Here is a 23,490-nt window from a genome sequence, read left to right as displayed (position 1 = left end):
TTAAAGGACAGTTCATGAAGAAGCGTTTGTTTATCCTCAGCCAATACCTGCTGCCCCATCACCTGCTTTCGCGATTGGCCGGCTGCATTGCCGAATGCCGCGTGCGCTGGTTCAAGAATGCCTTCACCGCGTGGTTCGCCAAGCGTTATCAGGTGGACATGTCGCAGGCGCTGGTCGAAGACCTGACCGCCTACGAGCATTTCAACGCATTTTTCACCCGCGCCCTGAAAGACGGCGCGCGTCCGCTGGACCCAACGCCAGGCGCGATTCTCAGCCCGGCCGATGGCGCGGTCAGCCAGCTCGGCCCGATCGAGCACGGTCGCGTGTTCCAGGCCAAGGGCCACAGCTTCAGCGTGCTGGAACTGCTCGGTGGCGATGCGGCCAACGCGGCGCCGTTCATGGGCGGCGACTTTGCGACCATCTACCTGTCGCCGAAGGACTACCACCGCGTGCACATGCCGCTCGCCGGCACCCTGCGCGAAATGGTCTACATTCCGGGCCGGATCTTCTCGGTCAACCAGACCACCGCCGAAAACGTGCCGGAACTGTTCGCCCGCAACGAGCGTGTCGCGTGCATTTTCGACACCGAGCGTGGACCGATGGCCGTTGTGCTGGTCGGCGCAATGATTGTGGCGTCGATCGAGACCGTGTGGGCGGGTCTGGTTACACCACCAAAACGCGAATTGAAAACCTTCCGCTATGACGAAGCCGCTCGTGCGCCGATCCACCTGGAAAAAGGTGCAGAGTTGGGTCGCTTCAAACTCGGTTCGACGGCGGTCGTACTGTTCGGCCCGGATCAGGTGAAATGGGCACAAGAGCTGGCAGCCGGTTCGCCGGTCCAGATGGGTCAGGGTCTGGGCCTGCCGCACGCTTGATTTCACCGCCGATGCGGTCCCATGTAGGGGGTGCTGCAGGCTGTGATCGTTTGATCTTCGCTTTAAATGCGAAAGATCGCAGCCTGCGACAGCTCCTACCGTTCCGATTCTGCTATGGTTTTCGGCATGAATGACACAATTCCCCATCTCCTGCTCCGAGCGCCGATCCCGACGCAAACGCGTCTGTCGTTCTGCGAAGCCACGCCGCGCGATCTGAAACGCTGGATCGCCAACCTGCCCAAAGCCAACATCGGCGAGACCGCTCGCCTGCTTTACCAGGGCTTGAGCGAACTCAACCAATTGCTGACGCCCAGCGACAACCGCTTGCAAATGCTCGAATTGCTGCGGCCCGAGGTGTATTACGTCTGCAAGCATCTGGAGCGGCATTTCCTGCACCAGGCGATTGTGCTCGACGACCGTTCGCGCAAGATCGCCAACCTGTGCCAGGCGCTGCAGAGTCACCTGGCGATTGGCTATAAACAGATCGTTGTGCGCATTGCCCCACGCTTCAGCAAGGACCGTGCAGCCTTGCTGATGCAAGCGCTGCAAAGGGCGATTCACTGCCTCAACGGCCCGCTGATCCGCGCTTCCCAGCTGTATTCCCCGGTACCGGAAGGTTTGTGGCTGGACCTGCATCAGCTTTATCGGATTGCCTGCACTCATCGCCTTCAGCATGTCAGCGTGCGGGATGAGCTGGCCAGCCAGACGCATCAACTGAGCGTCGAACAGACTTATGTGGCAGCACTGCTGCTGGGCGCTGGGCGCTGCAATCAGTTGCGCCAGAACCAGATTGCGCGGCTGGCAGAAGTGCTGGAACCGTGGAGTCAGTGGCTCAAGCTGCAACCGGACAAACCCGCCGCCGGCCTGTTCGCTGTCGCCCCGGACCTCGATATCGGGCCGCGCTACCGAACAAAGTTTCGCGCCGAGCAGCAGGAGACATTGCTTGGTATTGATCCGCAGCCGCTGGTCGCGGCCATCGAAGCCTACTTGCAGAAAACCGACAGCATCACGCCGCTGCCGGTGCCAGCAGGCTTGAGTACGGACACATTGCAGCACCTGCACGCAGCTTGGGGCCAGGCGGCCGAGCGCAGCTTTCAGCGCACAGCCAGTCAAGGCACGTTGAATGTATGCGTGGGCATGAGCGCGCTGCATTTCTACTTGGGTGGCCAACGCTCCTTCAGCGACATCCTGAAAAACCCCGTATCCCGTCCTGCGCAGTTCGCCGCGACATCGCCGAACAGTCGGGAAAAGGATCAATGGAGCCAGGCCTTCGATGCTGCGCCCCTCGGCACCGCAGATGCTTTATTGCCTTACGAAGAAATCGAATACTCGCAGCTGCAGAATGATGACAGCCATGATGCGGCCGACCGCAATCGGCAATTCCCGACCTACGTGCTTCCGATAGTCAATCATAGCCCTGGCGGTTATTGCCTGGCATGGCCCGGCGCAGTACCTGCCGAGTTGCAAGCCGGGGAAATGGTTGGCATTGAGGATTCCGCCGGGCAAGGCTGGAGCATTGCCGTGGTGCGCTGGATTCGTCAGGTCCGTGGTGGCGGCACGCAAATGGGCATCGAGCAAGTCGCGCCCTACGCTGAACCCTGCGGGCTGCAACTGGTGCGCACGCGCGACGATCACAGTCAGTATCTGCGGGGGCTGTTATTGCCGGCGATCAGTGCGATCGACCTGCCCGCGACGCTACTGGCGCCGCGACTGCCGTTTGAGGAAGGCAACAAGGTTGTGATCAACACCAACGGTGAAGAGCGCCGCGCCGGACTGGACAGGCGGGTGGCGAGCACCAACAGCTTCAACCAGTTCGCCTATCGCTCGCTGGAGACCGCCAGAAACGAAAACGCCGCGAGTGGCGGCGTGGTCAGTGCGGAAGAAGATTTTGATTCGTTGTGGAAGACGCTCTGAGGTGAGCCCGAGCCTGCGGTGATGCTATTCGCGAGCAGGCTCGCTCCCACAGGATCTCTGGTGTGCACGCTATCGGCCTCACACGGCAGAACCCTGTGGGAGCGGGCTTGCTCCGGGCGGCGTTCCGACGAAGAGGCCGGATCAAGCGACCTGGAGTTCAAAGCTGCCCGTCCCGATCCCGAAAGCCCAGCAAATACAACACCCCATCCAGCCCCAACGTGGAAATCGCCTGCTTCGCCGATTGCTTCACCAGCGGCTTGGCGCGAAATGCCACGCCCAGCCCGGCAATCGCCAGCATCGGCAAATCGTTGGCGCCGTCGCCGACCGCAATGGTCTGCTCCAGCCGCAAGCCTTCCTTGTGCGCCAGCTCTTTCAACAAATCAGCCTTGCGCTGCGCATCGACAATCGGCTCGACCGCGACGCCGGTGACCTTGCCGTCGACCACTTCCAGCTCGTTGGCGAACACGTAATCGATGCCCAGTTTGGCCTGCAATTGCTTGGCAAAATAAGTGAAACCACCCGACAGGATCGCAGTTTTGTAGCCCAGCCGCTTGAGCTCGGCGAACAGGGTTTCGGCACCTTCAGTCAGGCGCAGCGAAGCGCCGATGGAGTCCAGCACGCTGACGTCCAGCCCCTGCAAAAGCGCAAGACGCTCCTTGAAACTGGCACGAAAATCCAGCTCGCCGGCCATGGCCCGCTCGGTGATGGCAGAAACCTGCTCCCCCACACCGGCCGCTTTCGCCAGTTCGTCGATGACCTCGGCTTCGATCAGCGTCGAGTCCATGTCGAACACCGCCAGACGCCGGTTGCGGCGGAACAATGAATCTTCCTGAAATGCGATGTCGACGTTCAATTCCTGCGCGACGCTGAGAAATTCGGCGCGCAGTGCCTGGGCGTCCGCCGCTTCGCCGCGCACGGAAAACTCGATGCAACCCTTGCCCTTGTCGGCCGGGGTGTCCAGCGGCATACGCCCGGACAAACGATCGATGTGATCGATGTTCAGGCCATACTTGGCGGTGATCGAACTCACGCGCTGCAATTGCTCGGCCGTCACTTTGCGCGTCAACAGGGTGACGATGTGGCGCTTCTTGCCCTGATTGCCGACCCACTGCTGGTAATCCTCTTCGGACACCGGCGTGAAACGCACCTGCTGATCGAGCTCATAGCCCTTGAACAGAATGTCCTTGAGCACCGACTTGCCTTGATCGGTATCGGGAATTTCAACCAGGATGCCGAACGACAGGGTGTCGTGGATCACCGCCTGACCGATGTCGAGAATGTTCACACCACCCTGGGCCAGAACACCAGTAATGGCCGCAGTCAGACCCGGACGGTCGACTCCCGTGATGTTTATCAGGACGATTTCGCGCAAGGCGCACCCCCGCAGGTGGAAAAAAACCGCATTCTACCCACTTTCAGTGACCATCGGGCACCGTCAACGCTTTGCCGGTACTGGGCCTGTCGCTATACTGCGCGTCAACTTCACGGACAAAGAGCCGAGCTCAAGTGAACCGGCCCACGCCAGTAAAAACCGATAACTTCTTTCTGCTGATCTTCCGTGCACTGCGTCATCGCCGTGTACCGATTGCATTGCGCATCGCCAGCCATAACGTGATCCTGGTCGCTCTGGCCCTGGTGATCTATGCCTGTGTGATGGGTTTGCAGTTCAAGCAGGCCATGCACGAACAGGCCGATGCGCTGGGCGAAAGCCTGACCACGCAGACCGCCACTTCGGCGACCGAGCTGTTGGTGTCCAACGACATCCTCAGCCTCAACGTGCTGCTCAACAACCTGACCAAAAACAAGCTGGTGGCCCACGCGGCCATCTATAGCCCGGATAACCGCATCCTCGCCGAAGCCGGTCAGCGCCCCAAGCACAGCCTGTTGGGCGAAGCCGAGGGCATGTATCAGAGCAAGATCACTTTTCAGGACGTAACCGCCGGGCAGCTACGCATCAGTCTGGACATGGATCAGTTCCAGCAGCCGATGACCATCAGCCTGCAGAGCATGGGCATCCTCAGCGCCATTCTGCTCGCACTGGCGCTGGCCTTGAGCTTGCGTCTGGGTCGCAACCTGACCACACCGCTGATGCAATTGCGTGTCTGGCTGCGCAACATCGACGAATACACTCCAGGCACCGGGCGTCAGGACGAAATCGGTGACCTGGCTCGCCAGCTGCACGCCAACTACGCGCCGGAACCGGTCGAGCCGGAACCCGAGCCAGAGCCTGAGTATGACGATGTCGAGGACGACGAAGACGCCGATTCGGCCTTCGAAGTGCGCAACCTGCGCGATCCGAGCTTTGACGAGAGTCGTCCGGTAGCGGCGTTGAAACCTGCACCCAAGCGCGTCGTCAGCACCGTTGAAGATGACGATGACGACGAAGACCCTTTCGCCGATCTGCGTGACGTGTCCGTCGACAGTGCGCCAAAACCGCTGGTGAAACCGCAGCCATCGAATGTGCCGCAACACAGTGCCGTGCTTGCCGTGCAACTGGGCGCTCAGGATCAGCTGCGTCGTTTGCCGCGCGCTCGCCTGGAAGAACTGCTCAAACGTTATCGTGATTGTCTCGATCAGGCTGCCTCGTTGTACGAGAGTGAATTGCACACGCTCAACGATGGCAGCACGCTGATGCTGTTCCACAGCGAAAACAGCGGCGACGATTACCTGACCAATGCAATTTGCTGCGGTGAACTGCTGCGGGCGCTGGGCCATCAGTTGCAGATCGAAGTCGCTGACAGCGGCATTACCCTGCAATTGCAGTTGGGTTTGACCTTGGGTGACGAGTTGTTCGGCCTGAGCCAGATCGACCTGCTGCTGACCGAACCGGCCCAGGATGCCTTGGCCCTGTCGCAACACAGCCGTAACCTGCTGCTGGTGGAACGCAAGATCAATGACGACCCGCTGATCCGCCAACGCGCGCGGATCCGCCCGATCGCCAGCCCTGAAGGTGCTTGCTGCGTAGAGCGCTTGATGGAGCCGTACCCATCGATGCTGGAACGACAATTGGCGCGGATGCACGAGCGCCGCGCTTAAGCCAAAGCCCTGATGTGAAGAAGCCCGCAGACAAGTGATTGTCTGCGGGCTTCATTGTCGCCAGTACCGCCGCAATCGCTGGCAAGCCAGCTCCTACAGTGTTGCGTTGTTCACGCGATGTAGCGTTCTACACAGGACCTGTAGGAGCTGGCTTGCCAGCGATGAGGCCAGCACACACGATGAACATCTATCGCACAGAAACAACAAAGCCCGCATCACTGCGGGCTTTGTTTTACATCCGATAACGTTAGAACCTGAACACTTCCATGTCCGTACGAATCGGCGATGCCATTGGAATCTTCGGCTGCTTGTCCTTTTCTGCCGCCGGCGCTGCAGGTTTGGCAGCGGGTTTGCGGGTTTCGGCAATCGGTGGCTGGTTGGCCAGTGGCTTGAGCGCTACTGCCAACTGCTCTGCCAGACGCTGCAGCAACAAACCTTGTGCCTGAACCTGAGCAGCCGTGCCGCCCGCATGTTCTTCCTGCAGGTGAACGATGCGGTTATCGCGCACTTTGCCGCGACGATCGATCAAACGCCATTGTGCATCAAGGATCGCCGGCTGCGACTCACCTGAATCCAGACGAGTAATACTCAACAGAACCTGAACATCCGGAGTGAAGCCAGCGGTTGCCGGCGACAGCACCACGCGCTGACTGTCCAGATGCCCCGCGACCTGGCGCAGCAACAGTTGATCGATGTCGGCAGACAGGCTGCCAGCCCAGCGTCCGTCGGTGGCGGCCTGCAGGCTGCCATCCGCCTGACGCTGCAGCAGGGTTTCGCGCTGCAGATAATCAGCAACAGTGACCGGACCCAGCAAAACCGCCATACCTTTGCTTTGCGCAGGCGGCGTCGGACTACCGCTATCCAGCTGATACAGCGACACCGGCTGATGTACGCTGCAACCCGCCAGGCCAAGAACGCCGGCGAGCATCAAAATAAAAGGAAGGCGCAGAGCAGTCATCGTCCCATCCCGGTGGCCGCCACAAGGCTGACCACAGTGAAAATACTCAATAAATATGAAGAACGCTCGGCCACGCCGGCGCTGGAAAGGACATATCATCCGTGAATATGTCTCCCGACTCCAGCGCCAAAGCATCGATCCAAGCGTTATTTCGCAGATCGGGTGCTCTAGGAGAGCGCTCTCGGCTAATTGAGGTTTTCGACGAGCAGTGCATCCACTCGCTGGAAGCCACGTGGCAATTTGTTACCGCGACGGCCTCGCTCGCCTTTGTAATGTTCAAGGTCGTCCGCTTTAAGCGACAAGGTACGTTTACCCGCCTGCAGCACCAAGGTGGCGCCTTCCGGTAAAACCGCGATGTCGGTGACGTATTCTTCGCGGCTGGCCACGCGTTCACCGGAAATTCCGATGATCTTGTTGCCCTTGCCCTTACCCAATTGTGGCAGATCGCTGATCTTGAAGATCAACAGGCGACCTTCGGTCGTGACCGAGGCCAACCAGTTGTTCTCGCGATCGGTCACCGGGCGCGGCAGGATAACCTTGGAATTGTTCGGCAGACTCAACAGGGCCTTGCCGGCCTTGTTTTTCGCCTGGAAGTCTTCACCCTTGACTACAAACCCGTAACCGGCATCGGAGGCGATAACATACAGCGAATCGTCTTCCGGCATCAGCACGCACTCGAAACTTGCGCCCGGCGGCGGCGTCAGACGGCCGGTCAACGGTTCGCCCTGGCCACGGGCCGAAGGCAACGTGTGCGACGGTACAGAATAACTGCGCCCGGTGGAGTCTATAAATACCGCGAACTGGTTGGAACGCCCGGGCGCCAGTGCTTTGAAACCGTCCCCGGCCTTGTATGAAAGCCCGGTGGCATCGATGTCATGCCCTTTGGCGGAGCGAACCCAGCCTTTTTCCGACAGCACGACCGTCACTTTCTCGTTCGGCAGCAGGTCGTGCTCGGTCAGGGCCTTGGCTTCCGCACGCTCGACGATAGGCGAACGGCGGTCATCACCGTAGGTTTCCGCGTCCTTGATCAACTCGGTGCGCACCAGTTTTTTCAGCTTGGCTTCGCTGCCCAGCAGGGCTTGCAGCTTGGCTTGCTCCTTGAGCAGTTCATCCTGCTCGGCACGCAACTTCATCTCTTCCAGTCGCGCCAACTGGCGCAAACGGGTGTCGAGAATGTAGTCGGCCTGGATTTCGCTGAGGGCGAAACGCGCGATCAATGCGGCTTTGGGATGCTCCTCGGTACGGATGATGTGGATCACTTCATCCAGGTTGAGGTATGCAATCAACAAACCGTCCAACAGGTGCAGGCGACGCTCGACCTTGTCGAGGCGGAATTGCAGGCGGCGACGCACGGTCCGCACGCGGAATTCCAGCCATTCCACCAACAATGCACGCAGGTTTTTCAACTGCGGCTTGCCGTCCAGGCCAATGATGTTGATGTTGACCCGGTAGCTCGACTCCAGCTCGGTGCTGGCGAACAGGTGCTGCATCAGCGCGTCGTGGTCGAAGTTTTTCCGTGCACCCGGGATGATCACGATGCGGCATGGGTTTTCGTGATCGGATTCATCACGCAAGTCGGCAATCTGCGGCGCCTTGGACGGCTTGGCCTGCATCATGGCTGCGATCTGCTCGAGCACCTTGGCGCCGGAAACCTGATGTGGCAGCGCGGTGACAATAATGTCGCCATCTTCAACGTGATACACGGCGCGCATACGCACCGAGCCACGCCCGGTTTCGTAAATTTTCAGCAGATCGGCGCGCGGCGTGATGATTTCCGCTTCGGTCGGATAATCCGGGCCCTGGATATGCTCGCAGAGTTGCTCAACCGTGGCTTTGGGCTCGTCGAGCAAGCGAACGCAAGCGGTCGCCACTTCGCGCAGGTTGTGCGGCGGCACATCGGTGGCCATGCCGACGGCAATGCCGGTGGTGCCGTTGAGCAGGATGTTAGGCAAACGCGCGGGCAACACCAACGGCTCGTCGAGGGTGCCATCGAAGTTCGGGCCCCAGTCCGCCGTGCCCTGGCCCAGCTCGCTGAGCAGCACTTCGGAATATCGCGACAGGCGTGCTTCGGTGTAACGCATGGCGGCGAAGGATTTCGGATCATCCGGCGCACCCCAGTTGCCCTGACCGTCGACCAGCGTGTAGCGGTAGCTGAACGGCTGGGCCATCAGGACCATGGCTTCGTAGCAGGCGGAGTCGCCGTGCGGGTGAAACTTGCCGAGCACGTCACCGACGGTCCGCGCCGATTTCTTGTGCTTGGAGTCGGCGTCCAGGCCCAGCTCGCTCATGGCGTAAATGATGCGCCGCTGTACCGGTTTCAGGCCGTCGCCGATATGCGGCAAGGCACGGTCCATGATCACGTACATGGAATAGTTGAGGTAGGCACTTTCGGTGAAGTCAGCCAGCGATCGGCGTTCAATGCCGTCTAAGCTGTCTGCAAGGATGTCGCTCATGCGGGCCTCATCGGTTCGTTGTCTGGCGCAGCAGCATGGTGCCACCGCGCTGGGTAAATTCAAGTTGGTTCAGTGCGCTCATGCCGAGCAGCACCTGATTGCCTTCAAGGCCTGGCACGACAAGTCCGCGAATATCGCGCAGGACAATGTTGCCCAGTTGCAAACGCTGGATACGGGTTCGATAGCCCTCGGTTCGGCCACTGGCGGTGCTCAGGGTCACGGCGAAACCTTTCTCCAGCTTCAGCCGTTCGGCCAGGCTGCCGGGAATGGCGACATCGGTTGCCCCGGTATCCAGCATGAAATCCACTGGCTGACCGTTGATCTGGCCGCCGGCGACGAAATGCCCCTGACTGTTGCCGACCAGTTTCACCTCGATGAAACCTTCGCCCTGCTCCGAGCTGACCACCGCATTGGGATTCTGCTGGCGCTGCTCCCACTGACCGAAAAAACGTGTGGCCAGAAACAGCGCCGCGCACCACGCCAGCACCATCAGCACGCGGCCGATGCGTTTGCCTGGCGTCTGCTGACTCATGGCTTGGCACTCCAGCCACCTTCCGGCGCGGCGAAACGCCAGACAACCGGGCGCTGCTCGCCATCGGCGCGGGGGGTGAAATTGTTGTCGATGCCGACCCATGCGCCATCGGCGTCGATCACCAACGCTTCAGTCAGCCCGTAGGGTTGGGGATAGCGCCGATTCGGCAGCATCGCTTCATCGGCAAATGACCAGCAGCGTTCGACCTTGGCGGTTTTCGCATCGCGACGGCAGATCTCCAGGTCGAAGCGCTCAAGAGTGAACAACTTGCCGTTGAACAGGGACAGATCAGAGAAATCTCGCGACACGGCTTTGGTCTTGCTGAATTGCGGCGGTTGCATTTCCTTGCCGGCTTCGCTGAGCAGCACGCAGCCGCCGTCGCAATCCCAGACAGTTTGCTTGCGCTTGAGCAGCAGCAAACCGCGCCGTTCACGCTCGGCCGCCAGCCACAGATGATCGCCGGCCGGATTGACCGCCAGGCCCTCGAACAACGAGTTGAAGTTCAGCAACAGACCACTGGCGCGCGCTTCGCGAACCAGCATCGGCGAAATCTTCAGCCATGACGCCGGGCCGAACAGCGGCACCTGCAACACAGCGGCATGCGACTCACTGACGATGTAACGGGTGCCAATGCTGTCGCAGGTGATGCCTTCGAAATCCAGGTCACCACCGCGCACGAAAGACGCAACCCAGGTGCGCGAACGCAAACCCCAGGGCAAACCGCTGTCTGGCACCGGCGGTGCATCGATGTGCACGGTTTTCGCTTGCCAGGTGCTCAGGCGGGTATCGAGGCGGTATATCTGCCCGTCGTCGCGGTCCGACACGGTCCACAAATCCTTGCCACACTGCGCCAGCCCGGACAGGTTGCCGCCGTGCATGCCGTCCACCGGGTGCTCGGACACCAGGCGCAACTGTGGAGCCGGTGCGGCCAACGCCGACAGCGAACTCAGAAGCAACGCACAGGCCAGGGCAAAGCCAACCCGCATCAGCCAAGAACCTCAGCCAGGTTGCCCTTGGATTCGAGCCAGGTCTTGCGATCACCGGCGCGTTTCTTCGCCAGCAGCATGTCCATCATTTCTGCGGTGGCTTCATAAGCGTCACCGAGCGTCAGTTGCACCAAGCGCCGGGTGTTCGGGTCCATGGTGGTTTCGCGCAGTTGCGGCGGGTTCATTTCACCCAGACCCTTGAATCGGGTCACTTGCACCTTGCCGCGTTTTTTCTCGGCGACCAGGCGATCGAGGATGCCATCGCGCTCTGCTTCATCCAGGGCGTAGTAAATTTCTTTGCCGAGGTCGATACGGTACAGCGGCGGCATTGCAACGTAGACGTGACCGGCATCCACCAACGGACGGAAATGCTGGACGAACAAGGCGCAGAGCAGCGTCGCAATGTGCAGACCATCGGAGTCGGCGTCGGCGAGGATGCAGATCTTGCCGTAACGCAGCTGGCTCAAGTCTGCTGCGCCCGGATCAACGCCGATGGCCACGGCGATGTTGTGCACTTCCTGGCTGGCCAGCACTTCGCTGCCGTCCACTTCCCAGGTGTTCAGAATCTTGCCGCGCAAGGGCAGGATCGCTTGAAACTCTTTGTCCCGCGCCTGCTTGGCCGAACCGCCGGCGGAATCACCTTCCACCAGGAACAGCTCGGATCGCATCGGGTCCTGCCCGGCACAGTCGGCAAGTTTGCCCGGCAAGGCCGGCCCCGCCGTGATCCGCTTGCGTTCGACTTTTTTGCTGGCCTTCAGACGGCGGCCGGCGTTATTGATCGCCAACTCTGCCAGCAACATGCCGGTTTCAGGGTGAGCGTTGAGCCACAGGCTGAACGCGTCCTTGACCACGCCGGAGACAAACGCCGCCGCTTCACGGGACGACAGTCGCTCCTTGGTCTGGCCGGAGAATTGCGGCTCCTGCATTTTCATCGACAGGACGAAGGCGATGCGTTCCCAGACGTCTTCCGGCGCCAGCTTCACGCCGCGCGGCAGCAGGCTGCGGTATTCACAGAATTCGCGCATGGCATCGAGCAGGCCCTGACGCAAACCGTTGACGTGGGTACCGCCCTGCGCCGTCGGGATCAGGTTGACGTAGCTTTCCTGCACGCTGTCGCCGCCTTCCGGCAACCACAACAGCGCCCAGTCCACCGCTTCCTTGTTACCGGCCAGACTGCCGCAGAACGGCTCATTCGGCAGGCGTTCAAACTCGCTGACGGCGTCAACCAGGTACGAGCGCAGGCCATCTTCGTAATGCCATTCGACTTTCTCGCCGGTGCCTTTGTCTTCAAAACTGACCAGCAGGCCCGGGCACAGAACGGCCTTGGCCTTGAGCACATGCTTGAGGCGGCTGATAGAGAACTTCGGCGAATCGAAATATTTTGGATCAGGGGCAAAGAATACGCTGGTACCGGTGTTGCGCTTGCCAACGGTCCCGACCACTTCCAGCTCGGTCTTCTTGTAACCGTCAGCAAACGTCATCTGGTATTCGTTGCCGTCACGCTTGACGCGCACCCGCACTTCGGTCGACAAGGCGTTGACCACGGAAATACCTACCCCGTGCAGACCGCCGGAGAACTGGTAGTTCTTGTTGGAAAACTTGCCACCCGCATGCAGCTTGGTGAGGATCAGTTCGACGCCGGAAACGCCCTCTTCCGGGTGAATGTCCACCGGCATGCCACGGCCGTCATCGCTGACTTCCAGAGAGTGATCGGCGTGCAGGATGACCTGCACCGAGGAGGCGTGACCCGCCAGAGCTTCGTCGACACTGTTGTCGATCACTTCCTGGGCGAGGTGGTTCGGCCGACTGGTGTCGGTGTACATGCCGGGGCGTTTGCGCACCGGGTCGAGGCCCGAGAGGACTTCGATGGCGTCGGCGTTATAAGAGCTAGCGCTGGGAGTGGCCATAGGGTCTCGTCGTCAGTGTCTGTAGAAAAAAAGGTCTGTCAAAGCAGGCGGACTCACAGTGCAGTGAAATCGATCGACTGATACACATCTGCGCCGATGCCGGCAAAACTCAGCATTGCCGGGAGTTGCGCGGCAAAGCCCTGAAAACTGTGATCGCCACCGGCCTGGATGCGCAGGGCACAGGCTCGGTAATACTGCTGGGCGAGGCGATAATCGAGCGTTTCGTCGCCGGTCTGCAACCACACCTGAAAGCGCTGCGGGTCCTGGGGAGCCGGCACTTCCAGTTCGGCCAGTGCCGCAACGTGGTCATGGGTCAATTCCCAGGTTTCTTCGGTGTACAGGTTTTTCTGCGTGCCCAGGTACCCATCGAACATCCGGTGCGGGCTGACGGCAGGGTTGATCAACAGAGCCTTGAGGCCATGGCGCTCGGCCAGGTGAGTCGCATAGTAGCCGCCGAGTGAGCTGCCGACCAGCAATGGCCGCCCCAGCTGCAAAATCGCCTCTTCGAGCTGACCGATGGCCTCGCGCGGATGGTGATGCAGCGCCGGCACACGCAAATGATCACCCAAGCCCAGACGGCCCATCACGTCGATCAACTGACAGGCCTTCTTCGACGAAGGCGCGCTGTTGAAACCGTGAATATAAAGGATCGAACCGGACATCTGAGCTCCCTGTGCCTTGGGTAAAGAAGGCGGAGTTTACAGGTGTTGGGGGGATCGGGGATATCCGTGGCATTGATGTCGTCCGAGCGGACGCCATCGCCAGCAGGCTGGCTCCCACAGGGTTCTGTGCACCACGCAGATTCAATGTGGGAGCCAGCCTGCTGGCGATGGCAGCACCGCAGATATTCAGTAGCCGTTCGAGCCGTAATCAACATCGAACTCAAACCCGATTACCCGCTCTACCCCGGTTTCAATTTGGCCATCGGGCAATAGCCGCAACCACCGATACCCCGGCGCCTGCGTCCCCACCTTGAAATCTTCACTGCCCGGTTCGAACTGAATGCAGGTCGACGGTGAAGCCATCAGACGCACGCCGTTACGAATCTCGTCGAATTCCTGATGCACATGCCCCCAAAGCACCGCGCGCGCCTGCGGAAAACGATCGATTACGGCAAACAACGCTTCGGGATTGCGCAAGCCGATCGCCGCCATCCACGGACACCCGATGGGGACTGGGTTATGGTGAAAACACACCAGATGATGGCGCTCCGGTGCCTCGCTCAGCGAGCAGGCCAGCAGTTGCAACTGTTCGTCCTGCAAAAACCCCGGCACCGAGCCCGGCACCGCTGAATCGAGCAAGGTCACGCGCCAGTTGCCGACGTCCACCACCGGCTCCAGCAACGCTGTTTGCACCGCAGCCTCGGCCATGATCTGTGGTTCATCGTGGTTGCCCGGAATCCAGCGGGCCGGCGCATCAAGCTGGCGGGTCAGATCGCGAAACTGCTGATAGGACTCCAGCGTGCCATCCTGGGAAATATCGCCGCTGGCGACGATCAGGTCGATCTGCGGCTGCTGCTGCCTGACCAGTTCGATCACCTGTTGCAGGCTCTCGCGGGTTTTCATGCCCAGCAACGTACCGTCCGCTTCGGCAAACAAATGGCTGTCGGTGAGCTGCACCAGCAGCGCCGAATCGGCGGTGGTCAATGTCGATACGCTCGGCAAGGCGTTCTCCCAGGGCTGGTCACGGGATGGATGAATGCCGCGATTATGCTGGGGGATGATCAAAAGAGGAACGCATGAACCTGACGCAGTTCACACTTAGCGTACGACTTCGTACTCATGCCCCAGCGCGAGACAATGGCTTAACCACTCGCCGAGGAACAGGTTCAGCTGGGCTTTCTCGTCCGGCTGGTGCATCGCGGCGTTCGGGTAAGGATAGATGCCGCGGAAACGTCGTGCATGCTCGGCACTGACCACTTCGGCCATGCAGGCGTCGTGATAGACCTGAACTTCCAGTTGCGGCACCGGCAGCCACGGCAGGCTGTGTTCCTGGCGCACTTGCAGGGTGGTGGTGTACGGGCAGACCTGCAGCACTTCGAGGGCAAGCACGCCCAGCATCTGATCACCGTGGGTCACGGCAATGCGCCGTGCCGCCGGCTCGCTGCGCATGTCCGGCAGCAGTCGCATGAGGCGTGCGTAGTTGGCCTCGCAGGAGGCTTGCAGGCTTACAAGGTCAACCCGATAGCGATCGCGCAGCTTGTTTACGACCATAACCCCCTCACTTCAGCGCGGTTCAACGCCAACCATTGCAAGGCGATGATGCTGGCCGCGTTGGCAATACGTCCGTCGCGCACGGCTTGCAGGGCATCTTCGAAAGCCCACACCGTCACGCGAATATCTTCCGCTTCTTCCTCCAGCCCATGCAGGCCGCCAGCCCCGGTTGTCTCGCAACGCCCCAGGTACAAATGCACGAATTCATTGCTGCCGCCCGGCGATGGAAAATATTTGGTCATCGGCCACAGCGCCCCGAATACCAGCCCAGCTTCCTCCTGCGCCTCGCGGTGAGCAACTTCTTCCGGCACTTCATCCTTGTCGATCAGACCGGCGACCAGCTCAATCAGCCACGGGTTATCCGTCTTGCCCATGGCGCCCACGCGAAACTGCTCGATCAGCACCACTTCGTCGCGCTGCGGGTCGTACGGCAGCACACACACGGCGTCGTGGCGGACAAACACTTCCCGATTGATTTCGCGACTCATGCCGCCAGCGAACAATTCGTGGCGCAAGTGCACGCGATCGAGCTTGTAAAAACCCTCGTAGCACTTTTCGCGCCGGACGATCTCGACGGCGGACGGAATGGCGTTGGCAAAATCAGTCATGACAATCCTCGTTTAAACAAATCCGTTGCGAAGCTCCAGCCTCGACTTCGCGCCATCCTAACGCGCTCGCGACCTTTGATGCAGCCCCTTTCCAGCCAGCGGGATAGACGGTGAGGGCGAAAGCAACTCTAATGAGCTTAGTGGCGAACTGATTCCCTCGCTGGCAGTCGAAGCGGGTAACTTTTCGCCTTTCCCTGTTTTATGAAGGACGCCCATGTCGCTTTTTAAAATCGCCTCCGTGGCTGCAATCGCCCTGACCCTGGGCGCCTGCCAGAGTTTGTTCCAGCCCAACTATCGGGCGCCGCTGGAGACCACCCGCGATGCTTCCGAACAACTGAAACCCGGCTGCGCCAGTCAGGATTGTCCGCTGGTGAACATCGACACGCTGCGTTTTCCCGGCGAACCGCAACTGGACGGCATCGTTGAAAAACGCCTGCTGCAAATGACCCGCACTGCCCCCGACGCACCGGTGGCGCCTACCCTGGCCGCCTATCGCGACGAGTTCCTGCGCAATGCAGGCCCACGCAACAGCAGCTACCTGCAAGCGAAAGTACGCGAGCAGCATGACGGCTTGGTGATCATCGAGTTTTCCAGCTACCTGGACACCGGCGGTGCGCATGGCACGCCGGGTCGCAGTTTCATCAACTATTCGCGCCAGCAGCATAAAGTGCTGACGCTGTCGGACATGTTGCTGCCGGGCCAGGAAGAAGCATTCTGGAAAGCGGCGCAAGTGGCGCACAACAGCTGGTTGATCAGCACCAAGCTCGATCAGGAACCGGAATTCCTCAAGCAGTGGCAATTCCAGAAAACCCCGAACGTGGCGCTGACCTACGGCGGCGTGATCCTCAAGTACGAAACCAGCACCATCGCACCGTATGCGCTGGGTCACGTCGAATTGAAGATCCCTTATCCGCGCCTGAACGGCATCCTCAAACCCGAGCTGTTTCCCGGCCGTAGCTGAAGGCTCGACCGAGCACCAGCTGCAGCAGCCCTGCCACGATCAACGCTGGCAGGGTTGCGCCAATGTCCGGATACAGATTCGCCAGCAAATGATACGTGCTCACCCCGCCCAGCCAGGCAAGCAGCGCCGGCCAGCGCAATGCGGCTGACGCGACCTGGGCACTGCGTTTGCGCAGGATGAAGTGATCCACCAGCACCACACCGAACAGCGGCGCGAACACCGAGCCGATCAACAGCAGAAAGTTTTGATACTGGGCCAACGGTGCCAGCAAGGCGATCAAGGTGCAGATCACACCGATGGCCAGTGCCAGGTGCTCGACTTTCAAGCGCAGCAGAATCCCGCTGGACACCGCCGCCGAGTGAATATCGGCGAAGGCGTTTTCCGACTCATCAAGCAGAATCAGCAACAGTGGAATGCCCAGACCGGCACCGGCCAGCGCCAACAGCAACGCATTCACTTCACCGCTCGGCGCGAACGCCAGGGTGTAGGCGACGCCGAGGCTCATCAGCCAGAAATTACCGATAAAGAAGCCGATCGCAGTGCCGCCGAAAACGTTTGTCGCTCGCTTGCCAAAACGCGAATAGTCGGCAATCAGCGGTAACCACGACAGCGGCATGGCGATCGCGATGTCGAAACCCACCGCGAACGGCATCGAGCCGTCACCGGCCTGTGCCCACAATGCCGCCAGATCAGCTTTGGCGAACAGATTCCAAGTCAACCAGATGCACGCCGCCAGCAGCAGCCAGATGCCCCACTTGCGCAGGATCTGCCGAACAAAGGTTAGCGGACCGCTGACGGCCAGCAAGGTCGCCAGGCCACCAAAAAACACGGTCCACAGCAGTGGATTCGCAAGCAGGCCGCCTTCGCTGAACGCACGAGCGCCGAGCAGCGTGGCGGCGTCGCGCATGACGATGATTTCAAACGAGCCCCAACCGATCAGTTGCAGCAAATTCAGCACCGCCGGCAGGCTTGCGCCATGTTTGCCGAGGCTGAGCTTGAGGGCAGCCATCGAGGACAAGCCGGTGTCACTGCCGATCACGCCGACGGCGGCGAGCAGCAGAACACCAACCAACGTGCCGAGGAAAATCGCCAGCAGCGAACCGGACAGGCCCAGACCTGGTGCGAGCAGTGCGCCGGTCTGCAGCACCATCAGGCCGATGCCGAGGGAGAACCACAGGGTAAAAAGATCGCGACCGCCGAACACACGCTTGTTGGCAGGCACGGCGATGTCGGGGGAATAAGTGCTGGGTTGAATGCTCAAGGGTGTTATCTCAGAGGGACATTTGTTGTTCTTTTGATCGCTATCGCCAGCAGGCTGGCTCCCACAGGGGACTTGTGAACGCCACAAATCCACTGTGGGAGCCAGCCTGCTGGCGATGGGGCCTGTGCAGGCCCCATCCTTTCAGGTCAGATCAAACCTTCTTGTACAGCTGACTGCCTTCCTGCTTGAACCGCTCGGCCTGGTCCGCCAGTCCCTGGGCGACTTCGGCGTCGACGGTTTCGATCCGTTGGTTGGCCGCATACTCGCGGACTTCCTGGGTGATCTTCATCGAGCAGAATTTCGGCCCGCACATCGAGCAGAAATGCGCGACCTTGGCCGAATCCTTCGGCAGGGTTTCATCGTGATACGAACGCGCCGTATCCGGGTCCAGCCCCAGGTTGAATTGATCTTCCCAGCGAAATTCGAAGCGCGCCTTGCTCAGGGCATTGTCACGAATCTGCGCGCCCGGATGACCTTTGGCGAGATCCGCAGCGTGCGCGGCGATCTTGTAAGTGATGATCCCGGTCTTCACGTCATCCTTGTTCGGCAGGCCCAAGTGTTCCTTCGGGGTGACGTAACAAAGCATCGCGCAACCGAACCAGCCGATCATCGCCGCACCGATACCGGACGTAATGTGGTCGTAGCCCGGCGCAATGTCGGTGGTCAGCGGGCCGAGGGTATAGAACGGCGCCTCGTCGCAGCACTCGAGTTGCTTGTCCATGTTCTCTTTGATCAACTGCATCGGCACGTGGCCCGGGCCTTCGATCATGCATTGCACGTCGTGCTTCCAGGCGATCTTGGTCAGCTCACCTAGGGTTTCCAGCTCACCGAATTGCGCAGCATCGTTGGCGTCGGCAATAGAACCCGGACGCAGGCCATCGCCCAGCGAGAAGCTGACGTCGTAGGCCTTCATGATTTCGCAGATGTCTTCGAAATGCGTATAGAGGAAGTTTTCCTTGTGATGCGCCAGGCACCACTTGGCCATGATCGAACCGCCACGGGAAACGATGCCGGTCACGCGCTTGGCGGTCAACGGCACGTAGCGCAGCAGCACGCCGGCGTGGATGGTGAAGTAGTCGACGCCCTGCTCGGCCTGTTCGATCAGCGTGTCGCGGAACAGCTCCCAGGTCAGGTCCTCGGCAGCACCGCCAACTTTTTCCAGCGCCTGGTAAATCGGCACGGTACCGATCGGCACCGGCGAGTTGCGGATGATCCACTCGCGGGTTTCGTGAATGTGTTTGCCGGTGGACAAGTCCATGACCGTGTCCGACCCCCAGCGAATGCCCCAGGTCAGTTTCGCCACTTCTTCTTCGATGGACGAACCCAGGGCGCTGTTGCCGATGTTGCCGTTGATCTTCACCAGGAAGTTACGGCCGATGATCATCGGTTCCAGTTCGGTGTGGTTGATGTTGGCCGGAATGATCGCGCGACCGCGGGCGATTTCGTCACGAACGAATTCGGGGGTGATGATCTTCGGCACGCTGGCGCCGAAGCTGTGGCCGGCGTGTTGCTGATCCAGCAAGCCCGCGGCGCGAGCAACCTCAAGCTTCATGTTCTCGCGGATGGCGACGTATTCCATCTCGGCGGTGATGATGCCTTTGCGCGCGTAATGCATCTGGCTGACGTTGGCCCCGGCCTTGGCGCGGCGCGGGTTATTGACGTGGGCGAAACGCAGCTTGGTCAGTTCGGCATCGGCAAGGCGTTCCTGGCCGAAGTTGGAGCTCAGGCCCGGCAGGCGCTCGGTGTCGCCACGGGATTCGATCCAAGGCGAACGCACATCGCCGAGGCCTTTGCGCACGTCGATGATGACGTTGGGATCGGTGTACGGGCCCGAGGTGTCGTACACAACGACAGGCGCGTTGATCTCGCCGCCGAAGTCGGTCGGCGTGACATCAAGGCTGATTTCGCGCATTGGCACGAGGATGTCCGGACGCGAGCCCTGAACGTAGATTTTTTGCGAGCGGGTAAACGGCTGAACAGACTGTTGATCGACTTGCGCCGAGTCACTCAGGTTCGTTGTGTTTTTTAGTTTTATCGTCATCACGGGCTCTCCAGACAGCATCCAGGCAGTGGATTTTTGTCGGAGCGAACCTGTAACGAATGGACGCGACCAATCAGCTGCAAAAACGCTGTTGGTGCTGTGCTCAGTGCTCGAGGGCTGTTCGATTGTCGAACAACATCCCGGACGAAGCACAAGAGGACTCGCCGGGTGACGAGAAATCTTGTTCCCTACGCAGGCGTTAACCTGATCAGGTTCAACGGGATCCGAAATTATTCGATCTCAGCCTCATAGCAAGGCACCCCGACAAGAACCCGGCCAGTCTAGACACAACTGACAAAGAACGCCAACACCGCAGCGAACACCGTGATGAATGGCGCAATTACAGGATTGTTGCCGAACGTGTGCGCAACTACACTCGCTACGCCGCGCAGCAGATTGAAGCTGCGCATCAGAATCGACAACGTCGCGCTGCGAACCGGCGCGAATCATCAGTGTAATTTTTAGGGATGGCCGCATGCTGCGCAAACTTTCACTGGCCCTTGCCGTGTCTTGTGCTTCCAATGGAATGGCCTGGGCTGCCGAAGCGCCCTTATCCACCTATACCGATCTGGTCAGCGTTTATCAGGAAGCGGTAGACAACAACGCCGACCTCGCCGCTGCCCGCGCGCAATACGGCGCGCAGAAGGAAGTCGTGCCCCAGGCGCGGGCCGGGCTGCTGCCGAACCTGTCCGGTGGTGGCCAGATCGCCGATGTGCGCACCGACATCAACCAGCCGTCAGCCGTGGCCAGCCGCAGCGCCAATTCTTATCAGGCAACGCTTTCCCAGCCACTGTTTCGCGCTGATCGCTGGTTCCAGTATCAGGCGGCCAAGGACGTCAACGAGCAGGCCGCGCTGCAACTGTCGGCGACCGAGCAAAACCTGATTCTGCAAAGCGCGGAAAGCTATTTCAACGTGCTGCGCAGTCAGGACAACCTGGCGTCGACCAAAGCCGAAGAAGCCGCGTTCAAGCGTCAGCTCGATCAGTCCAACGAGCGCTTTGACGTCGGCCTGTCGGACAAGACCGATGTGCTGCAATCCCAGGCCAGCTACGACACCGCGCGGGCCAACCGGATTGTCGCGCAGCGTCAGGTGGATGACGCGTTCGAAGCGTTGATCACCCTGACCAACCGTCAGTACAACTCGATCCAAGGCATCGTCCACACCTTGCCGATTTTGCCGCCGGCGCCGAATGACGCCAAGTCGTGGGTCGACACCGCCGCCCGCCAGAACCTCAACCTGCTGGCCAGCAACTACGCCGTCAGCGCCGCCGAAGAAACCCTCAAGCAGCGCAAGGCCGGGCATGCGCCGACCGTGGATGCGGTAGCGCGCTACGAAAAGGGCGACAACGATTCCTTCGGTTTCAGCAACCCCAACGCGTTCGGCCAGGCTTACGGTGGCCCGGTCGAGCAGCGCACCCTGGCGTTGCAGCTGAATATTCCGATCTACAGTGGCGGCCTGACCAGCTCACAGGTGCGTGAGTCTTATGCGCGCTTGAATCAGACCGAGCAACAGCGCGAAGGTCTGCGTCGGCAAGTGGTGGAGAACACTCGCAACCTGCACCGCGCGGTGAATACCGATGTGGAACAGGTGCAGGCGCGCAAACAGTCGATCATCTCCAACCAGAGCGCGGTGGAAGCGACCGAGATCGGTTATCAGGTGGGGACGCGCAACATCGTCGACGTGCTGGATGCCCAGCGTCAGCTGTACACCTCGGTGCGCAACTACAACAACACCCGTTACGACTACATCCTCGACAACCTGCGCCTGAAGCAAGCGGCCGGCACGTTGAACCCGGGGGATCTGGAGGACCTGAAGCGTTATCTCAAGGCTGACTACAATCCGGACAAGGATTTCCTCCCGCCGGATCTGGCCAAGGCTGCGGCCGAACAACTCAAGGCCCGGCCTTAACCTCCGAATGGAATACATTCTGTGGCGAGGGGATTTAGCGAACGTCGCACCGCCCCGTTCGGCGGCGAAGACGTCGTAAACATTCGGGGCCGCTACGCAGCCCACGGGGATAAATCCCCTCGCCACAGTGTTTCAGATCAAACGCCCTAACCCATCCAGCAATCGCTGCAACGCGCCCTGATTACGACGCATCACCTGCAACCCCGCCTCCGCCATCCGCTGCGCATCGCGCGGCAGTTCGAACAGCCGCTGCACCGCCAGCGCCAAGCTTTCGGCATCGTCCACTTCCTGTAATGCTCCGGCGCTGCGCAACTGCGCTGCGATTTCGAGGAAGTTGAACAGGTGCGGGCCGCTCAGCACCGGTTTGGCCAGTGCCGCCGGCTCCAGCAGGTTATGCCCGCCGTTGGCCACAAGGCTTCCGCCGACGAATGCTGTATCAGCCAAGGCATAGAGAAACAGCAACTCGCCCATGGTATCGCCCAGCATCACCGACGTGCTGGCAGTCACGGCCTCGCTGGAGGATCGACGCACCGTGGCGAAACCCTGTTGCTGGCACAACTCGAACACGGCGTTGAAACGCTCGGGATGACGCGGTACCAGAATCAGCAACGCATCGGGATGATCCGCCGACAACCGCCGATGAGCCGCCAGTACCACTTCGTCTTCGCCATCGTGGGTACTCGCGGCGATCCACACCGGGCGCTCCTGCGCCTGCCATTGCCCGCGCAACACGGCGGCGCGCTCGAGCAGTTGCGGGTCGATGGTCAGGTCGAATTTGATCGAGCCGGTGACTTCGACAGTTTCCGCACGAGCGCCCAAATGGCGGAAACGCTGGGCCTCCGCCTCGGTTTGCACGGCAAACAGGCTCATCTCGGCGAGCATCGGCCCGGTCAGCTTTCTGAAGCGCCCATAACCTTTGGCCGAACGTTCGGACAAGCGCGCATTGGCCAGCGCCACCGGAATACCTCGCTTGGCGCACTGATGGATATGGTTGGGCCACAGCTCGGTTTCCATGATCACTGCCAGTTTCGGCTGGACCCGATCGAGAAACCGCGCCGCTGCGCACGGCAAGTCATACGGCAGGTAGCAATGCTGAATGCGTGGCTCGTTGGCGAACAGTGCCTGGATGCGCTCCGAGCCGGTCGGGGTCATGCACGTCACGGTAACGGGCAGCGCCGGATAGCGTTGCAGCAAGGCGCGAATCATCGGCGCGGCCGCAATGCTCTCGCCCACGGACACCGCGTGCACCCAGATGCCGCCAGATTGCATCGTCGGCAAGCCGAAAGAAAACCGTTCGCCGACGCGCTTGGCGTACGCCGGAGCTTTGCGCGCTCGCAGCCACAGCCGAATCGCTACCAATGGCAGCCCCAGGTAAAACAGCGCGGTGTAGAGAGTTCTATTCATGGCGGCGGAGTTTATCGGCTTTTCTCACCGATCGCCTGCAAGTGCACGGCAAAACGTTCCGCCAGCCAACGGGCGGCCGGGCCCAAGGGCTCATCGCGGCGCCACACCAGTTCGACGATCAGCGCCGGCGGCGTCCATTCGCTGTCCAGTTCGACCATCTGCCCCTGATACGCCGGGTATTGCACAACGTGCCGTGGCAACCACGCCCAACCGAGGCCACGTACCAGCCACTCGGCCATCACGTAAAAACTGTCAGCCCGCCATACCTGCGGGCTGGCGGGCTCGCTGCCGGGGTAGACGCTGGACTGTGTGGACATCAGCAATTGCCGGTGTTGCGCCAGTTGCTGACGGTCCACCTTGTGCTGTTGCGCCAGCGGATGGCCCACGCCGCACACTGTGACCATCTCGACGCTGCCGAGCACTCGTCGCTCC

At 60.5% G+C, this 23,490-nt stretch carries 20 protein-coding genes and 1 riboswitch; of the genes, 5 read left to right on the top strand and 15 right to left on the bottom strand.

The genetic code is table 11. From position 1 onward, the window contains the following. Nucleotides 1-14: 14 nt before the first annotated feature. On the top strand, nucleotides 15-875 hold the full coding sequence (gene asd, locus DU29_RS0112325; protein ID WP_028621988.1) for an archaetidylserine decarboxylase: 861 nt from the start codon (nucleotides 15-17) through the stop codon (nucleotides 873-875). 126 nt (nucleotides 876-1,001) lie between these two features. After that, on the top strand, nucleotides 1,002-2,789 hold the full coding sequence (locus DU29_RS0112320; protein ID WP_028621987.1) for a hypothetical protein: 1,788 nt from the start codon (nucleotides 1,002-1,004) through the stop codon (nucleotides 2,787-2,789). A gap of 157 nt (nucleotides 2,790-2,946) precedes the next feature. Here DU29_RS0112320 and serB read toward each other — a convergent pair whose 3' ends face one another. After that, nucleotides 2,947-4,161 (bottom strand): phosphoserine phosphatase SerB, encoded by a 1,215-nt coding sequence (gene serB, locus DU29_RS0112315; protein ID WP_028621986.1) that lies wholly within the window; start codon nucleotides 4,159-4,161, stop codon nucleotides 2,947-2,949. A gap of 134 nt (nucleotides 4,162-4,295) precedes the next feature. Here serB and DU29_RS0112310 point away from each other — a divergent pair, with 134 nt between their 5' ends. Next, nucleotides 4,296-5,825: an AhpA/YtjB family protein gene (locus DU29_RS0112310; protein ID WP_028621985.1), complete on the top strand. Its 1,530-nt coding sequence runs from the start codon at nucleotides 4,296-4,298 to the stop codon at nucleotides 5,823-5,825. 247 nt (nucleotides 5,826-6,072) lie between these two features. On the opposite strand, the gene DU29_RS0112305 is transcribed toward DU29_RS0112310, so the two are convergent. The 9 genes from DU29_RS0112305 to DU29_RS0112265 all read right to left on the bottom strand — a co-directional run bounded on the left by DU29_RS0112305 (nucleotide 6,073) and on the right by DU29_RS0112265 (nucleotide 15,482). Then, entirely contained in the window at nucleotides 6,073-6,783 is a 711-nt protein-coding gene (locus tag DU29_RS0112305; protein ID WP_028621984.1) for a PqiC family protein, read from the bottom strand. A 185-nt stretch (nucleotides 6,784-6,968) separates the two neighbouring features. Then, nucleotides 6,969-9,236: a DNA topoisomerase IV subunit A gene (parC, locus tag DU29_RS0112300; RefSeq protein ID WP_028621983.1), complete on the bottom strand. Its 2,268-nt coding sequence runs from the start codon at nucleotides 9,234-9,236 to the stop codon at nucleotides 6,969-6,971. A 7-nt stretch (nucleotides 9,237-9,243) separates the two neighbouring features. Further along, nucleotides 9,244-9,768 (bottom strand): retropepsin-like aspartic protease family protein, encoded by a 525-nt coding sequence (locus DU29_RS0112295; protein ID WP_028621982.1) that lies wholly within the window; start codon nucleotides 9,766-9,768, stop codon nucleotides 9,244-9,246. After that, nucleotides 9,765-10,754 carry an esterase-like activity of phytase family protein gene (locus DU29_RS0112290; RefSeq protein WP_028621981.1) on the bottom strand — a complete coding sequence of 330 codons (990 nt, stop codon included), beginning with the start codon at nucleotides 10,752-10,754 and terminating at the stop codon, nucleotides 9,765-9,767. The genes DU29_RS0112295 and DU29_RS0112290 overlap by 4 nt, the downstream gene beginning before the upstream one ends. After that, a complete protein-coding gene (parE, locus tag DU29_RS0112285; RefSeq protein ID WP_028621980.1) occupies nucleotides 10,754-12,661 on the bottom strand; it encodes a DNA topoisomerase IV subunit B in 1,908 nt (635 codons plus the stop codon). Before parE ends, DU29_RS0112290 begins: the two co-directional genes overlap by 1 nt. A gap of 53 nt (nucleotides 12,662-12,714) precedes the next feature. After that, entirely contained in the window at nucleotides 12,715-13,323 is a 609-nt protein-coding gene (locus DU29_RS0112280; protein ID WP_028621979.1) for a YqiA/YcfP family alpha/beta fold hydrolase, read from the bottom strand. Between the two features lie 186 nt (nucleotides 13,324-13,509). Then, complete coding sequence (cpdA, locus tag DU29_RS0112275) at nucleotides 13,510-14,325, bottom strand: 3',5'-cyclic-AMP phosphodiesterase (protein ID WP_028621978.1); 816 nt, start codon at nucleotides 14,323-14,325, stop codon at nucleotides 13,510-13,512. Between the two features lie 96 nt (nucleotides 14,326-14,421). Next, on the bottom strand, nucleotides 14,422-14,874 hold the full coding sequence (locus tag DU29_RS0112270; protein ID WP_028621977.1) for a DUF1249 domain-containing protein: 453 nt from the start codon (nucleotides 14,872-14,874) through the stop codon (nucleotides 14,422-14,424). Then, nucleotides 14,865-15,482, bottom strand: a complete 618-nt coding sequence (locus DU29_RS0112265) for an NUDIX domain-containing protein (protein WP_028621976.1) — start codon at nucleotides 15,480-15,482, stop codon at nucleotides 14,865-14,867. Before DU29_RS0112265 ends, DU29_RS0112270 begins: the two co-directional genes overlap by 10 nt. A 214-nt stretch (nucleotides 15,483-15,696) precedes the next feature. Between DU29_RS0112265 and DU29_RS0112260 the strand changes: the two genes are divergently transcribed. Then, on the top strand, nucleotides 15,697-16,443 hold the full coding sequence (locus DU29_RS0112260; protein WP_028621975.1) for an RsiV family protein: 747 nt from the start codon (nucleotides 15,697-15,699) through the stop codon (nucleotides 16,441-16,443). Here the strand turns inward: DU29_RS0112260 and cytX are convergent. From cytX to DU29_RS1000000133520, 3 genes are all read right to left on the bottom strand, one after another. Then, entirely contained in the window at nucleotides 16,412-17,704 is a 1,293-nt protein-coding gene (gene cytX / locus DU29_RS0112255; protein ID WP_028621974.1) for a putative hydroxymethylpyrimidine transporter CytX, read from the bottom strand. The two genes, DU29_RS0112260 and cytX, sit on opposite strands and share 32 nt — an antisense overlap. A 151-nt stretch (nucleotides 17,705-17,855) precedes the next feature. Then, on the bottom strand, nucleotides 17,856-19,745 hold the full coding sequence (thiC, locus tag DU29_RS0112250; RefSeq protein ID WP_028621973.1) for a phosphomethylpyrimidine synthase ThiC: 1,890 nt from the start codon (nucleotides 19,743-19,745) through the stop codon (nucleotides 17,856-17,858). 168 nt (nucleotides 19,746-19,913) lie between these two features. Next, nucleotides 19,914-20,019: riboswitch (TPP riboswitch) on the bottom strand. 7 nt (nucleotides 20,020-20,026) lie between these two features. Beyond that, nucleotides 20,027-20,155 carry a hypothetical protein gene (locus DU29_RS1000000133520; protein ID WP_268871180.1) on the bottom strand — a complete coding sequence of 43 codons (129 nt, stop codon included), beginning with the start codon at nucleotides 20,153-20,155 and terminating at the stop codon, nucleotides 20,027-20,029. 65 nt (nucleotides 20,156-20,220) lie between these two features. Here DU29_RS1000000133520 and DU29_RS0112240 point away from each other — a divergent pair, with 65 nt between their 5' ends. After that, nucleotides 20,221-21,654, top strand: a complete 1,434-nt coding sequence (locus DU29_RS0112240) for a TolC family outer membrane protein (RefSeq protein WP_028621972.1) — start codon at nucleotides 20,221-20,223, stop codon at nucleotides 21,652-21,654. A 132-nt stretch (nucleotides 21,655-21,786) separates the two neighbouring features. Here the strand turns inward: DU29_RS0112240 and waaA are convergent, their stop codons facing one another. Both waaA and DU29_RS0112230 read right to left on the bottom strand, forming a co-directional pair. Continuing rightward, nucleotides 21,787-23,058, bottom strand: a complete 1,272-nt coding sequence (waaA, locus tag DU29_RS0112235) for a lipid IV(A) 3-deoxy-D-manno-octulosonic acid transferase (protein ID WP_028621971.1) — start codon at nucleotides 23,056-23,058, stop codon at nucleotides 21,787-21,789. A gap of 11 nt (nucleotides 23,059-23,069) precedes the next feature. Then, nucleotides 23,070-23,490: substrate-binding domain-containing protein (locus DU29_RS0112230; protein ID WP_028621970.1), on the bottom strand; the 421-nt coding region annotated here is incomplete at its 5' end.

Source organism: Pseudomonas sp. Ant30-3, assembly GCF_000690905.1.
In the GTDB taxonomy this organism is placed as follows: domain Bacteria; phylum Pseudomonadota; class Gammaproteobacteria; order Pseudomonadales; family Pseudomonadaceae; genus Aquipseudomonas.
The sequence above is the reverse complement of the archived record's forward strand: the minus strand, read 5'-3'. Positions and strand labels throughout refer to the sequence as shown.

Coding starts and splice junctions, on each gene's coding strand:
- asd (WP_028621988.1), top strand. CDS start 15: ATGAAGAAGCGTTTGTTTATCCTCAGCCAATACCTGCTGCCCCATCAC.
- DU29_RS0112320 (WP_028621987.1), top strand. CDS start 1,002: ATGAATGACACAATTCCCCATCTCCTGCTCCGAGCGCCGATCCCGACG.
- DU29_RS0112305 (WP_028621984.1), bottom strand. CDS start 6,783: ATGACTGCTCTGCGCCTTCCTTTTATTTTGATGCTCGCCGGCGTTCTT.
- parC (WP_028621983.1), bottom strand. CDS start 9,236: ATGAGCGACATCCTTGCAGACAGCTTAGACGGCATTGAACGCCGATCG.
- DU29_RS0112295 (WP_028621982.1), bottom strand. CDS start 9,768: ATGAGTCAGCAGACGCCAGGCAAACGCATCGGCCGCGTGCTGATGGTG.
- DU29_RS0112290 (WP_028621981.1), bottom strand. CDS start 10,754: ATGCGGGTTGGCTTTGCCCTGGCCTGTGCGTTGCTTCTGAGTTCGCTG.
- parE (WP_028621980.1), bottom strand. CDS start 12,661: ATGGCCACTCCCAGCGCTAGCTCTTATAACGCCGACGCCATCGAAGTC.
- DU29_RS0112280 (WP_028621979.1), bottom strand. CDS start 13,323: ATGTCCGGTTCGATCCTTTATATTCACGGTTTCAACAGCGCGCCTTCG.
- DU29_RS0112270 (WP_028621977.1), bottom strand. CDS start 14,874: ATGGTCGTAAACAAGCTGCGCGATCGCTATCGGGTTGACCTTGTAAGC.
- DU29_RS0112265 (WP_028621976.1), bottom strand. CDS start 15,482: ATGACTGATTTTGCCAACGCCATTCCGTCCGCCGTCGAGATCGTCCGG.
- DU29_RS0112260 (WP_028621975.1), top strand. CDS start 15,697: ATGTCGCTTTTTAAAATCGCCTCCGTGGCTGCAATCGCCCTGACCCTG.
- thiC (WP_028621973.1), bottom strand. CDS start 19,745: ATGACGATAAAACTAAAAAACACAACGAACCTGAGTGACTCGGCGCAA.
- DU29_RS1000000133520 (WP_268871180.1), bottom strand. CDS start 20,155: ATGCGCAGCTTCAATCTGCTGCGCGGCGTAGCGAGTGTAGTTGCGCAC.
- DU29_RS0112240 (WP_028621972.1), top strand. CDS start 20,221: ATGCTGCGCAAACTTTCACTGGCCCTTGCCGTGTCTTGTGCTTCCAAT.
- waaA (WP_028621971.1), bottom strand. CDS start 23,058: ATGAATAGAACTCTCTACACCGCGCTGTTTTACCTGGGGCTGCCATTG.